Here is a 14,070-nt window from a genome sequence, read left to right on the forward strand (position 1 = left end):
CTTTATCTGAGGAAGAAGCCCATGGCTGCAACCAACCCGCACCTGTCATCCGCCGCCCGACTCGGCCCGAGAACGCCCACTGACGCCGCCGCAGACGCACTCGTCACGCTGCTGTTCGTGACCCTCGCGTTCGCGGCACTCGCCGCGCTCGCGGTGGCGGCGACGGCCCTCCTGCCCGCACCAGCCCTGTTCGTGGCGCTGTGGGTCGGTGGCGTCGCCGGCTTGCTTGCGCTCCCGTTCGCCGTGGGGTCGCTCCTCACCCGGTGAGGGAAACAGTTCTGTAACCCGGCGCGCAACCCACTGACATGGCATTCGACGCGGCCCGGGTTACGACCGTCACCTTCGATTCGTACAGTACAATTGTCGACGTAGACGCCGCAGAGCAGGCGCTCGCGGACCGGGTTGCGGACCCCGAACCCGTTTCTAAATTGTGGCGCGCGCGCTCCATCGAGTACACGATGGTCGCGAACTTCGTTGACGCCTACCAGCCCTTCTACGAGATGAACCGCGACGCCCTCCAGTACGCCTTAGACGTCCACGGCGTGGACATCTCCACCGACGAGCGCGACGAAATCCTCGCCGTCTACCACGAACTCGACGTGTTCGACGACGTGCGCGACGGGATAGAGCGCCTGCAAGACGGCGGCTACGACTGCTACGTCGTCTCGAATGGAAACCCCGAGATGCTCGACTCGATGGTGAAACACGCCGGAATCACGGACCTCCTCGCCGACACGATTTCAGCCCACGAGGTAGAGACGTTCAAGCCGGACGCCGAGATTTATCGCCACGCGGCGGGGCGGACGGGAACCCCGATAAAAGAGATCGCCCACGTTTCGGCCGGCTGGTTCGACGTGATGGGCGCACAGCACGCCGGGATGCAAGGCGTGTGGGTGGATAGGAAGGGCACGCCCTACGAGACGTTCGGCGGAGAGCCTGACCTGACGATTGAGACGTTTTACGACCTGGCTGACGAGCTGGGTGTTTAGGAGGGTCGAAGTTGCTCGGGAGAAGTTCGTGAGTGGTCCAAGACCGCACGAATCACGAGCCACAATGAGAGATAGCATGCCTGCCCTCCCCCGGGTCGCGCGACGAGACGCGCTTCCCGGCCCGTAGAGCGGGGAGGCAAACCACGTGGGTGGGACTGAAAGGGGCCGACTTCTCGGCGAGCGAAGCGCGCAGCGAGGTGCAGCCGTCGAGAAGTCGGGGGCTTTCGAGGTGTTGGAAGCCCCGTGTGACACAGCTCCAGAATACCCACACAAAACTCCATCTAGCACGAGGTTTTTCAGCCACCAACACCACCCTTCATACGTGTCTGAATTCGCGTTCGAGGTGGCCCTGTGCGCCCAGCTCGAGCGCGAGCGAGCGCAAATTATCGCCCGCCAACTGGGCGCGAGCGTCCACGGGCGGCGCATCATGGACATCGTCTGCGTCCAACCCGGCCCCGAGTTCGACGCCCGGGCGTCGATTACACCCCACGAGATTCCCGACGCGGCCATCGAGAGCAGTGCGGGCGTCGGGCAGGCCAAATACTACCGCAACTGCTTCGATATGCACCCAGAGCGGGCACGGAGCGTCGCAGAGCGCGCCATCGACATCGGTTTCTTCGAGCGCGTGCGCCGGGGGTCACGCCTCTACGTCCGCCAGACGGCGCGCTATCCCGACGACTGGTTCGGGAAGGTCGTCGGCATCGAGAACAAACCAGACCTCTCCGTGCCGGGCGATTTGGAACTCCAGTTGCGAAAAGACGTCTCTCTCGGCGTGTTCGACGAGGTGATTCTCGCCACTGAATCCTACGTGACACGGGCGCACCTGAACCGCATCCCCGCAGAAGTCGGTGTCTGGCGGTTTCGACCCGAAACGGGGGGGCTCGAAGTCGTGCGGGAACCGACCCCGCTTGACCCGTCTGCGTCGGGCGTAGACATCGTCGACGAGTTCGCCGGGCGGACCGACATGCGCGTCGCGACGCCCGAAGAAAAGGCCCGACTCCGCCGCCGGATGGCCGAGCGCGCGTATGGCAAAGGCTGGCGAAGTTTCGACCTTCCGGCGTGTGTCCACGGGGCGACGACGGTGGTTGCAGGAGCCGATGGCATCCCCTACTGCGAGTGGAAAGATGCAATCGTCAATCCGGCAGAAGCGTGCGGGCCGGCGTGTCCCGGCTACGAACCGGCCGACCCGCCCGCAGTAGACATCACAGCCATCCGCGACGGGCGGACACCGTGGGTCGCGAACCCGAGTGGCCCGCGAAAACAGAGCGGCCTCGACCGATTTCTATAGCTGATACTGCTCGCCGTCTACGGCGAGCGGGTCTTCGAACGCTTCTTCGACGGGATAGTAGTGGGCGATGTGCACGAGGCGAGTGATTGAGGCGTTCAGTTCCTCGCCGAGAGCAATCGCGCCTTCGCGAGTCATGTGTTTCGTCCCGAAGGTTCGGGCGGTGCCATCTGCGTCGTGGTGGCTTCCGCCGGCGGGGTGGTACTCGGAGAGGTGGCCCGGGACGATGCCGTCGGCGAGCAGGAGGTCCGGGTTTTTGAGCAGTTCTCGTGAGTCGTCGGGCAGTTCGAAGCTCGTATCACCGGAAATCGAGAGTTTCGCGCCGGTCTCCGGGTCTTTGACGGTGAGTCCGTAGCAGAGCAGCGGCGGGTGGTCAACCGGCACGAGCGTCACGTCGAGGCCGCAAATCCTCCGAGTTTCGAACGGCGAGAAGTCGCAGACGGTGATGGCGCTCAGGTAGTCGAATTTGTCCCGAATCGTTTCGGCGACGCTCTCGCCGGTGACTGGGTCCGTCTCGTCTGCGGCGTACACGGGGAGGTCAGAGAGCAGGCGATAGACGTTGCCGAGGCCGTCGACGTGGTCGAAGTGGATGTGGGTGATGAGCGCCGCGTCGGGGAGCGGCACGTCGTTCGTGAGAAACTGGTGGCGAAAGTCGGGGCTCACATCGACGAGCAGCGTCTCCTCGGTGCGTTCGTTGTGAATGTGGACGGAAAATCGGCTGCGGTGGACGCCACGCTCCCGGGCTTCGACGCAGGTGTCACAGTCGCAGTTCGGCGTGGGCGTCCCCGTCGTGTCACCCGTCCCGAGGAGCGTGACCTGCATCAGTCGTGACTGTGGTCGTGATCGTGGTCGTCGTGGTCGTGATCGTGGCCGTCGTCGGAGCCGCCGGGCAAGTCGCTCCCGCCCGCGATGAGCGCGTCGTGGTCGCCGTTCATCATGTCCAGGTCCTTCAGCGTATCACGTTCCTCGAAGTCGGTAATCGCGTCGAGAAGGTCCTGCTGGGTGAGCACCATCCGCTCTTCGGTGAGTGCTTCGAGCACGGCTTCGCGCATCACGAGACGAAGGTCGCTGCCGGTCAGCCCCTCGGTGAGGTCTGCAACTTCGCCGGGGTCGAAATCCACGATTTCCATGTTCCGGGTGATGACCCAGAGAATGTCAGAGCGCATCTGGTGGTCCGGCTTCGGGAAGTTGACGATTTCGTCGAAGCGTCGCCACGCCGCCGCGTCGAGTTGGTCGGGGTGGTTCGTCGCCCCAATGAGAAGTACGTCGTCCTGCACCAGGCTGATGTTGTCGATGGACTTGAGCAGGGTGTTCACGGCGCGCTTGATGGCCGCGTGCTCGTCCGACGCGCGGGTTTTCGCCACGAAGTCGAACTCGTCCATGAACAGGATACACGGCGAGAGGCGTTTTGCGACCTCGAACGTTTTCTCGACGTTCTTTGCCGTCTCACCGAGATACTGGCTCGTAATCATCGACAGTTTCACCTCGACGAACGGCAGGTCGAGTTCGTGGGCGAGAGCGCGTGCCGTCGTCGTCTTCCCGGTTCCGGGCGGGCCGACATAGAGGAGTTTCCCGATTTCGCGGAGGCCAATCTGGGCGAGGTAGTCGCGATGCTCGATGGCCTTCATGATTTTCAGAATCTCGCCCTCCTGGTCCTCGGTGAGGACGAGGTCGTCTAAGCTCATCTCGATTTCCTCGGGCGCGAGCACGTCCACGAGGTCGAGCATCTCCTCTTCTTCCTCGCTGTCGAAGTACTCCTCTAACAGGCTGTCAATCCAGACGCGGTCGGCACGCAGTGGTCGATTCTCGGCGCGAGCGCGGTCGTAATCGAGGTCCTCGACTTCCTCGGCGAAGGCGGCGGTGAGCGTCGGGACGCCCATGATGCGCTCTGGGTCGGCACGGTCGAGATACCACTGCTTCGCGAGGTCGGCCTCGGTGAGTTTGATGACCTGATTGAAGTCGTCGAAGTCCGTGAACATCAACCCCGAGACGGCTTCCCAGGGGTGTTCGACGCCCGTGGCCGCGGCGGCCTTCTTCGTGGTCGAGGGAAGCGGTCGTTCGATGCCATCCTCGCCCCAGAAAACCCGGCGATATCGGGGCGGCAGGTCGTTCTCATCGCGGTCGCGGTCTTGGTTGTAGAGATGTGTCGTCAACAAGAACTCAACGACGTCAAGCTCCGGGCTGCTCATTCTCGGGGGAATAAGAGTGGGAGTGGCATAAGACCGTCGAACAGGCCGAATAAACTCTCGGTGCTAGCCATGTGGGTTCGAGTGGGTTTAACACGCACCGGTCCTCTAGAGACAGCCATGGCAGACAACACTCCCGTCATCGTCCAGGCTGTCCGAACCCCGCAAGGGAAAGACGGTGGCGTGTTCGCAGACGTTCGCTCTGAGGACCTCTCGATTCCGCTCATCAACGAAATTCTCGCCCGAACGAACCTCGCAGGCGAGGACATCGACGACCTGATGTGGGGCTGTGCCCAGCAGCGCGACGAACAGGGCAACAACGTCGCCCGCGTCATCGCGCTCCTCTCGGAACTCGGCGAATCCGTCCCCGCGACGACCATCAACCGCTGGTGTGCCTCCTCGATGCAGGCGCTCATCTCCGCCTCCGACGCCATCCGCGCCGGCCAGCGCGACGCCATCATCGCGGGCGGCGTCGAGAACATGTCCCGCGTCGAGATGGGCGGCAACACCCACAAAACCCACCCACGCATGAACGAGGTGTACAACGTCGCCGAACTCCAGATGGGCATGACCGCAGAAAAGGTCGCAGAGGAGTACGACATCTCCCGCGAGACGCAAGACGAGTTCGCCGCACGCAGCCAGCAGCGCGCCGTCGAGGCAACTGAATCCGGCCGCTTCGAGGACGAAATCGTCCCAATCGACAACGGCGAGGAGAAAATCACCAAAGACGAGGGTCTCCGCCCCGGCACGACCGCGGAGAAACTCGCTGGCCTCCCGACCGTCTTCAAAGCAGACGGCACCGTCACCCCCGGCAACGCCTCCCAGATTTCTGACGGCGCAGCAGCCCTGCTCGTCACCTCGAAGGCCTTCGCAGAGGAACGCGACCTCGACATCCTCGCCGAAGTCGGCAACAACAACGTCGCCGGCGTCGACCCGACCGTGATGGGCATCGGCCCCGTTCCGGCGACCCGCGGCCTGCTCGAACGCTCGGGCACCGACATCGAGGACTACGACCTCTACGAAATCAACGAGGCGTTCGCGAGCCAGTGTGTCTACTCCGCGAACGAACTCGGCATCGACCAGGAGAAACTCAACGTAAACGGCGGCGCAATCGCCATCGGCCACCCACTCGGCGCGAGTGGCGCACGCCTCCCGGTCACCCTCATCCACGAGATGATCGAGCAGGACGCAGAGAACGGGCTCGCGACGCTGTGCGTCGGCTTTGGCCAAGGGGCCGCTATCGAGTTCAGCCGATAGAGCGACGACCCCTGTGAGCACCCAGTGCTCGGCCGAGTCGTTTTTCACCGAAGTTCGTGCGCAGATTCGAGTTCGCGCATAGAGATGTACACGGACGTTGGCCAAAGTATTTTGTTGCATTCATCCAGAAAATATCCAATTATCTGGACGGAATATGTGACTTAGGAGTTTAAAGTTCATTATAAACCAGACACACGTCTCTAAAAATTCATCAGAAAATTCTTTTTTCAACAGTTATCGTTTTATTACTCGAATCAGTCACGCTAAAGCATGCAATATCGAAATGGGTTAACGGAATTTTTACTGTTGTTCGACGAACGTAGGATTAGTCTGTTTGGTCAATCGGAGGTGGCCGTGTGAGCGACCCCGTTCCCACGACGTGCATGCGGTGTGCCGTTGGGTGTGGCCACCTTCAGGTCGGAGCGGATATCGGTTACGGCATCGATTCGGTGCGAGGCGACGCGAACCACCCGGTGAACAGAGGTCTCGCCTGTGGCCGAGGTATTCGCGAGACAGCGAATCCCGGGGGTGACTGGCTGACGAGACCCCTCGTCCGCAAGGACGGCGAGCTCGTTCGGACGACATGGGAAGCCGCCCTCACCCGAGTTTCGACGGCCATTGAGGACGCGATGGCCACGCAGCCTGACGACGTGGCGATTCTCGGCAGTGGCCAGCAGACCAACGAGGCGGCCTACCTCCTCGGAAAACTCGCTCGGGGCGTGGTCGGGACGCGCAACTACGACGCGAACACCACGCTGTGCATGGCGAGCGCCGTAACCGCCTATTATGATGCCTTCGGGAGCGACGCGCCACCGCCAACGTACGACGACATCCCCAAGGCGTCGTCGCACATCGTCTGGGGGGCCAACCCCGCGGTCGCCCACCCTGTCATGTTCAGGTGGATTTACACGTCTGCCCGCGCCGACGACAGCGAACTGCTGGTCGTCGATCCTGTCCGGACGAAGACTGCGACACAGGCCGACTGCCACGTCCAGCTCACTCCCGGCGGCGACGAGGCACTCGCCCGCGCCGTCCTTGCCTCCCTCGTCGAAACCAATCGCGTGGACCGGGCGTTCATCGAGGCGCACACGAGTGGATTCGACGCGCTGGTGGCCCGATTGCCGACCGTCGCGGCGGCGGCGAAGAAGGCGGGCGTCTCCGAAGCAGTCGTGGCGCGACTCGCTGCCGCACTCGAACGCGACACGCTCATCTACTGGGGGATGGGGGTCAACCAGAGCGTTCGGGGGACGGCCACCTCCGGTGCACTCGTCGACCTCTGTCTCGCCACCGGAAATCTCGGCCCGGGAACCGGACCGTTCTCGCTCACCGGACAGGCCAACTCGATGGGAACGCGCGTCTGTTCCTCGAAGGGGTCCTGGCCCGGCCAGCGGTCGTACGAGGACCCCGACGAGCGACAAACCGTCGCCGACCACTGGGGCGTCCCAGTCTCACGGTTGCCCGCAGAGAGCGGTCCCGGCCCGGTCGGTATCGTGGAGACAGCGCCGTCGGTCCTCTGGACTGTGGCGACCAACCCCGTCGCTGGATTGCCAGATGCGTCGGCCGCACGTCGAGCGTTCGAGGAGACGTTTCTCGTCGTCCAGGACGCCTTTCGCTCGGAGACGGTCGAGTACGCAGACGTGGTGCTGCCAGCGGCGACGTGGGGAGAATCAGACGGCACCGCCATGAACATGGAACGGACCGTTTCGCGGGTGCGCCCGGCGACGGATACCCCGTCCGGGGTTCGCTCCGACCGCGATATCATCGCCGGAGTCGGTGCGCGTCTCGCACCATCTGTGTTCCCGAGCCACCGCCCCGAGCCGTTCGCCGTGTTCGACGAGTTCCGCGCTCTCACCGCGGGGACGAACGCCGATTGCTCGGGCATCAGTTACGACCGGCTGAACGCCGAGTTGGCCGTGCGCTGGCCCGCGCCCGACGCGGAATCTTCGGGTGGCTATCGGTACTACGCAGACGGCCAGTGGCGATTTCCGACCCCGTCGGGGAAGGCACGATTTTCCGCCACTCTTCCCGCTGCACTTCCCGAACCAGCGAGCGACGACTACCCCCTCGTGTTGACGACGGGCCGCGAGCCCGACGGCTACAACACCGGTGTCCGGTCGCGCGACGGCGACGGTGCGCCCGTTCGAATGCGCATCAACCCGGCCACCGCAGGAACGTACGATAACCAGATTACTGACGACCAGACAGTGCTCACCTCGCGCCGGGGTGCGATTCCGGCGCGGGTCGAACGGGACGATGCCATCCCTGTTGGACTCGTCTGGCTCCCGATTCACCATCCGATGACCAACGAGCTGACCATCGCCGCGAGAGACCCGCGATCGAACGAACCGAACTACAAACAGTGTGCAGTGGCCCTTTCCGCGCCGTCTGCCGCGCTCCACGAGAAGGCAGCCATCTCCTCGCCGGAGGGACGCAGATGAGGATGACCAAGTGGCGGACGCTCGTGCTCGCCACGGCGGCGTTCAACCTCTCGTTTCTCATCTGGTTCTCTTTCGCCCCGTTTACCGGGGCCATCGCCGACGAGTTCGGCCTCTCCCTCACCGACCTCGGCATCCTCGCGAGCGCGGCCATCTGGACCGCCCCGCCCGGTCGTATGCTCACAGGATGGCTCTCTGACCGCTACGGTGCGCCGACGGTATTCGCCATTGTCCTTGGCTACGTGGGTGTATTCAGCATCGCGAGCGCCTTCGCCACCAGCTACGAGGTACTCTTCATCGAACGACTCGTCGTCGCTTCCGCGGGCATCACCTTCGTCGTCGGCATCCAGCACGTCGCCCAATGGTTCCCCGAAGAACAACTCGGGACCGCGGAGGGCGTCTACGCCGGCATCGGCAACGCCGGCGCGGCAGGCGGGGCACTCATCCTCCCACGGCTGTTCGACGGTTGGAGTGGCCCCCTGTTCGACACCGGTTGGCGTGCCGCGTTCTTCTATACCGGCATCGTCGCCCTCGTGATGGCGGTCACCTACTACGTGCTCGGCCAGGACGCCGCCACCGAGGAACGTGCCACGAAGAACCGTGAGGCGGCCACCCTCGAAGCCGTCGCCCACACGGCGACCCGCTACGGCGTCATCGCCCTCGCGCTTGGCTACGTGATGAGCTTCGGCCTCGAGATCTCGATGAACGGGTGGCTTCCCACCTACTTCCGGGAAGGGTTCGGCTCGAATCTCGTGGTGGCGAGTACATTTGCGGCTACGTTCTCGCTCGCCGCCGGCCTCTTACGGCCCATCGGCGGGTTCGTCAGCGACTGGGTGGTCAGAACCGAACGCAACGTCCTCCCCGTCTTCACCGGTCGCTACCGCGAACAGTGGACGGTCGTCTGCCTGAGCGCCATCGTTGTCTCGCTCGGCGCGCTCACGCTCGCAGGGCAAACGGGGAGCGTCCTGCTCACGGTGGCCGTCGGGTTCCTCGTCGGCGTGGCCTGTGCGTTCAGCGAAGGAGCCATCTTCGCGCAGGTTCCCGCGATGTTCCCGAACAACTCCGGGGCGGCAGCGGGCATCGTCGGCGGCATTGGGACGTTCGGCGGTATCGGATTCCCGCTCGTCTACTCCTACGCGGCGTCGGTCGGCGCCATCCACGGCGGCTACATCATCGTGGCCACCATCATGGTGCCAATCGTCCTGCTCAACGCCTACGTCGCCCGGCCCGTCATCGCAGAGCGTGCCCACGTCGATGGATTCGGTGGCTTTGGTTCGAGCGATGACTGAACGGAGCATCCCTCGATGAAAGCGGATACGGGACGCGCCGGAATCGTCCTCGCCGGCGGGCGGTCCGCCCGGTTCGAGAACCAGGACAAGGCGTTGGCGTCCCTGCTCGGTAAACCGCTCATCTGGCACGTCGTGGAAGCGGTCGCGCCGGCGGTCGACGAGGTCGTCGTCAACTGTCGGCGGGCCCAACGAGAGGCTATCGAGTCAGCCCTCGCCGACCACGTCGTGCGCTTCGCCGTCGACCGCGTTCCAGACCGTGGACCGGTGGCCGGCATCCGAACCGGTCTGCGAGCGACGAAGGCGAAGTACGCGGCAGCCGTGCCCTGTGATATGCCGTTTCTTTCCGCTGGATTTCTCGACTTCCTGTTCTCGCGAGCGGACACAAAGACGGGGACTGTCACTCGCTTTCGTGACCACATCACGCCGTTTCCGGCGGTCGTACACGTCCGGGCTGCCGAATCGGTTTGCACGGAGGTGGTTCGGGAGCGAGACGGCAGTCTCTACGACCTGGTTGCACTGCTCGACCCGGTCGTGATTCCGGAACGCGAAGCCACGGCCCACGCCGGACGAGACGCCTTCACGAACGTCAATACCCACGCCGATCTGCGAGGCGCGATTGCCCGCGCGAACCGCCCGAACGTGCCAAACCGATAATGTCATTGATTCAAAATATTAGTAGACGTGCGAACACATATTCGTCCAGAAAGTAGACAGAATACATCCTTATACAACCCTTATTCACTATTAAACTGGCCATCCGACAACTAAAGACACTATTAAATTTATTATTTCAACGATTAGCATTAAATAGTCTCGTTGCGCACATCCTGACAGGAAAAATAGAGCCGAATGTCGAACAATCAGATTCAAAAATAGACATTCGTTTGGGAAATAAACATGGTACACAAAAAAGAACACTGGAAGGACGGTCTGTACGGAGACGACGTGCGTGAGGAACTCCTCTCGTTCGCTGAAACTGGCTGGGACTCGATTCCCGATGACGAACGCGACGCGTGGTTCACCCGGTTCAAGTTCTGGGGGCTATTCCATCAGCGGCGGGGCCAGGAGAGCTATTTCATGATGCGACTGACGAACGCGAACGGGCGACTCGAACCCGGGCAACTGCGGGCTATCGCCGAGGTGGCCCGCGACTTCTCGACGGGTCCGGTCTCGAACCCCGAGTTCGGTAACGGCTGGCTCGACCTTACCACCCGACAATCGATTCAGCTTCACTGGATGAAGCTCGAAGACGTGCCCGCCATCTGGGAGCGACTGGAGGCGGCAGGCGTCTCGACGCGCTCGTCGGGGGGCGATACGATGCGAAACATCTCTGGGTGTCCGGTCGCCGGAAAAGACACCCACGAGCTCGTCGAGACCAAGTCGATTCTCGAACGGGTTCGGACGGAACTCAGAACCGACAACTCGCTCGCGAATATGCCCCGGAAGTTCAACATCAGCATCACCGGTTGTCGGGAGGGCTGTGCCCAGGACAGCATCAACGACATCGGCCTCGAACCCGCCCGGAAGGAGGAGGAGGAGGACGGCAAACCGGTGATGGGCTTTAACGTCCGCATCGGCGGCGGTCTCGGCGGTCGCAAACCGAAGGTGGCTCAGCCACTCGACGTGTTCGTCACCCCCGAGGAGGCCTACGACGTAGTCCGCGGCTTCGTCGAACTGTACCACGACCACGGCAATCGGGAGGTTCGCTCGAAAAATCGCAGTCGGTTCTTCGTCACCGAGTGGGGCACAGAGAAGATTCGTGACCTGCTCGAAGCCGAGTACGTCGATGGCCCGCTCAAGACAGCGGGGACAGACATCAGAGAAGCGTACACGTACAACGCCGGGAAACCACCGAGTGAGGGGAAGGCAGATCACGTTGGCGTCCACGAGCAGGCAGACGGGCGTTACTACGTCGGCTTGAGCGTAGCCGTCGGTCGACTCACTGCGGACGATGCCCTCGCACTCGCCAACCTCGCAGACGAGTACGGTAGCGGTGAGGTACGCCTGACTCGCCGGCAGAACCCGCTCATCATGGACGTGCCGAAGAGCGCACTCAACGACCTCCTCGGCGACCCGCTCCTCGCGAAGCACACCCCGAGCCGAATCCATTCCAGCGCGGTGCCATCGCGTGTACCGGCACGGAGTTCTGTTCGCTCGCGCTGACCGAGACGAAGGCGCGGACGGCCCGGCTACTGCGGTGGCTTCGAGACAACGTCTCGCTGCCCGACGACGTGGAAAACGTCCACATCCACTACTCGGGGTGTACGGCCGACTGCGGACAGGCGAACACTGCCGACATCGGCTTGCTCGGGATGCGTGCTCGGAAAGATGGGGAGATGGTCGAAGCGATGGACCTCGGCGTCGGTGGCGGCATCGGTGCGGAACCCTCGTTCGTCGAGTGGGTGCGCCAGCGCATCCCCGCAGACGAGATTCCCGGCGCCATCAAGAACTTGATGGAGTCGTTCGCCGCCCTCCGCGAGGAGGGGCAGTCGTTTCGTGAGTGGGTCGAGGCGACCGGGCCAGAGGCCATCGTCGAACTCTGTGAACCCGAAGAAACGACTTACAAGGACCCATGTCTGACCGACGCAAAACAGTCGTGGTACCCCTTTGCCACCGGTGAAAGTCCCGCTCCGACGGCCCACGACGGGACGCCGCTCTCCGCCGATGACTGACGCGACTCGTGACCGTCCATCGGCCCTACAGCACGTCTCCGCTGACGTGGCCCCCGAACTCTTCGAGGCCGACCCCGAAGTCGACTGATCGGGTCACAATCGTTATCGCTTGCCCGCCGAAAACGCGACGTATGCACCTCTCCGGCTACACCCACGAAACCGGACACCACTGCGGGTCTACCTCGCTTCGCAATCTCTCCGATTTCTACGGCTGGGGCCTCTCAGAGGCCGAGTGCTTCGGCCTCGCCTCCGGCCTCGGCTTTACCTACTTCATCACCGATGAGCCACCGTATCGCGCCTTTTTCGGCCGTCCAGTGTGGCTCGAATCGGCCTTCTTCGCTAACCTCGATATTCCCCACGAGGAGCGTGAGGGGCAGAGCCACGAGGAAGCGTGGGCCGCCGTCGAGGCCGCCATCGACGGTGGCGACCCCGTCATGTGCTTCGTGGATTTATTCTACCTCGATTACTACAACACGGACACCCACTTCTCGCCACACACCGTCCTCCTCGTAGGCTACGACGACGAGAGCGTGCAGATTTCGGATAGCGAGTTCGACGAGGTGCAGACGCTCTCTCGCGAGCAGTTCGACGAAGCGTGGACCTCGCAGGCGATGGTTTCGCTCGCCCGACGACACATCGTCGTCACGGACCCCGAGCCGCGAGCGAGCATCGAGCAAGCGATGCGACAGGCGATTCGAACGACGGCAGCCTACATGCAGGACCCCGAATCCGCGCCGTGGTCGCTCGGCGGGGTGAATACAGCTCACGGTCTGCCCGGCATCCGCCGGTTTGCGGACGAACTCCCCGGGTTTCCCGACCTCGGAGCGTTCCGGGAAATCACGTGGACAGCGCGGTTCGCCTACCAGAACGTCGAACGCCGCGGCACGGGTGGCGGCACCTTCCGACGGCTCTACGCCGCGTTCCTCGCGTCGATGGCCGAGCAGGTTCCCGAACTCGACGACTCGCACGGTGAGCGCATGCGCCAGATTGCCGCCGACTGGACGGCGGTCGGCGAGCAGTTGAAAGCCGCGAGCAAAGCCGAGGACGAAGCCGACCTGCGAGCGCAGCTCACGGAGATTGGCGACGCTGTCTCAGCGATAGCGACGAAAGAAGAATCCCTGTTGACCGACCTCGAATCGCTGGTCTAATCGGCCGCAGCAGGCGTGTCTCCCACATTCGCGTCGGGCACGACGCCGTCGTCCGACCAACCTCGGAGTTCGTAGTACTCGGAGAGTGCCTCGTCGAACCCGTCCAGTTCGTAGGGCAGCGCGTCGTCGTCAGTCCGGTCGAAGCCGCGCTTGTTGTTGAAGTGGCGTTCGAGCGTGACGATGCGGTCGCCCACTTCGAGGAGGGCAGCGTAACTCGCGTCGAACAGTTTCTCGTAGCGTTCTTCCTTCATGAACGACGACCCGAACTTACAGAGGACGCCCGCGTCCTTCAGGGCGTTCAGGTTCTCGTGTTCGACGAGCACCGCTGGTTTGCCGTCGAGGCCGTCCGGGTCGAGCGCCTGTGGCGGCGCAACGAGCGGGTATTCGAGGTTGTACATTTCGGCGTACATGTGGTCTGCCCCGCGGTTCGCCGTCGCGAACGAGAGACCCTGACCGTTCAGCGTACGCCCGTCGTGGGCCGAGAACTCCATGCCTTTCATGGTCCAGTTTTCGACGCCGAGTTCCTCGTGGAACCGGGCGATGCCTTCCGCCAGCATGTCGCCTTCATCCTCGCGGTAGGCGATTTTCTCGACGAGTTCGTGGATGAGGTCGACGTTGCCGAACTCGTCGTGGGCGGCGAGGTAGGCGGAGACGGCGTCGCCACACGAGATGGTGTCCATCCCGAGTTTGTTACAGAGGTCGTTCGACTTCATCACGTCCACCACGTCGTCCACGAGCGCGTTCGACCCGAACGCCATCACCGTCTCGTACTCCGGCCCCTCGGTTTCGAGGCCGCTTTCCTCGTCGCC

General features: G+C 63.2%; 10 protein-coding genes and 2 pseudogenes. 9 read left to right on the plus strand and 3 right to left on the minus strand.

All coding sequences use genetic code 11. The annotated features are described in order from the left end of the window. Nucleotides 1-21 precede the first annotated feature (21 nt). From P0648_RS16210 to P0648_RS16220, 3 genes are all read left to right on the plus strand, one after another. Nucleotides 22-267 carry a hypothetical protein gene (locus tag P0648_RS16210; protein WP_276246259.1) on the plus strand — a complete coding sequence of 82 codons (246 nt, stop codon included), beginning with the start codon at nt 22-24 and terminating at the stop codon, nt 265-267. A gap of 38 nt (nt 268-305) precedes the next feature. Beyond that, entirely contained in the window at nt 306-989 is a 684-nt protein-coding gene (locus P0648_RS16215; protein WP_276246258.1) for a haloacid dehalogenase type II, read from the plus strand. A 322-nt stretch (nt 990-1,311) separates the two neighbouring features. Then, on the plus strand, nt 1,312-2,277 hold the full coding sequence (locus tag P0648_RS16220; RefSeq protein ID WP_276246257.1) for a DUF5787 family protein: 966 nt from the start codon (nt 1,312-1,314) through the stop codon (nt 2,275-2,277). On the opposite strand, the gene P0648_RS16225 is transcribed toward P0648_RS16220, so the two are convergent. Both P0648_RS16225 and P0648_RS16230 read right to left on the minus strand, forming a co-directional pair. After that, on the minus strand, nt 2,272-3,096 hold the full coding sequence (locus P0648_RS16225) for an MBL fold metallo-hydrolase (RefSeq protein WP_277504799.1): 825 nt from the start codon (nt 3,094-3,096) through the stop codon (nt 2,272-2,274). The two genes, P0648_RS16220 and P0648_RS16225, sit on opposite strands and share 6 nt — an antisense overlap. Further along, nucleotides 3,096-4,463 (minus strand): ATP-binding protein, encoded by a 1,368-nt coding sequence (locus tag P0648_RS16230; protein WP_276246255.1) that lies wholly within the window; start codon nt 4,461-4,463, stop codon nt 3,096-3,098. Before P0648_RS16230 ends, P0648_RS16225 begins: the two co-directional genes overlap by 1 nt. Nucleotides 4,464-4,580: 117 nt before the next feature. On the opposite strand from P0648_RS16230, the gene P0648_RS16235 reads away from it, so the two are divergent. The 6 genes and pseudogenes from P0648_RS16235 (at nt 4,581) to P0648_RS16260 (ending at nt 13,261) form a co-directional block, all read left to right on the plus strand. Continuing rightward, nucleotides 4,581-5,717: a thiolase family protein gene (locus P0648_RS16235; protein ID WP_277504801.1), complete on the plus strand. Its 1,137-nt coding sequence runs from the start codon at nt 4,581-4,583 to the stop codon at nt 5,715-5,717. A gap of 356 nt (nt 5,718-6,073) precedes the next feature. After that, nucleotides 6,074-8,155 (plus strand): assimilatory nitrate reductase NasA, encoded by a 2,082-nt coding sequence (gene nasA, locus P0648_RS16240; RefSeq protein WP_277504803.1) that lies wholly within the window; start codon nt 6,074-6,076, stop codon nt 8,153-8,155. 2 nt (nt 8,156-8,157) lie between these two features. Further along, nucleotides 8,158-9,441, plus strand: coding sequence for an MFS transporter (locus P0648_RS16245; RefSeq protein ID WP_369685109.1), 1,284 nt, complete (start codon nt 8,158-8,160; stop codon nt 9,439-9,441). A 15-nt stretch (nt 9,442-9,456) separates the two neighbouring features. Beyond that, a complete protein-coding gene (locus P0648_RS16250) occupies nt 9,457-10,095 on the plus strand; it encodes a molybdenum cofactor guanylyltransferase (RefSeq protein ID WP_276246252.1) in 639 nt (212 codons plus the stop codon). Nucleotides 10,096-10,338: 243 nt separating this feature from the next. Further along, nucleotides 10,339-12,113, plus strand: a pseudogene (locus tag P0648_RS16255) (nitrite/sulfite reductase). A gap of 131 nt (nt 12,114-12,244) precedes the next feature. Next, nucleotides 12,245-13,261: a BtrH N-terminal domain-containing protein gene (locus tag P0648_RS16260; protein ID WP_277504806.1), complete on the plus strand. Its 1,017-nt coding sequence runs from the start codon at nt 12,245-12,247 to the stop codon at nt 13,259-13,261. On the opposite strand, the pseudogene P0648_RS16265 reads toward P0648_RS16260, so the two are convergent. After that, nucleotides 13,258-14,067, minus strand: a pseudogene (locus P0648_RS16265) (aldehyde ferredoxin oxidoreductase C-terminal domain-containing protein); the annotation flags it as partial. The gene P0648_RS16260 and the pseudogene P0648_RS16265 overlap by 4 nt on opposite strands. Nucleotides 14,068-14,070: the final 3 nt, after the last annotated feature.

Source organism: Haladaptatus sp. DYSN1 (assembly GCF_029489995.1).
In the GTDB taxonomy this organism is placed as follows: domain Archaea; phylum Halobacteriota; class Halobacteria; order Halobacteriales; family Halococcaceae; genus QDMS2.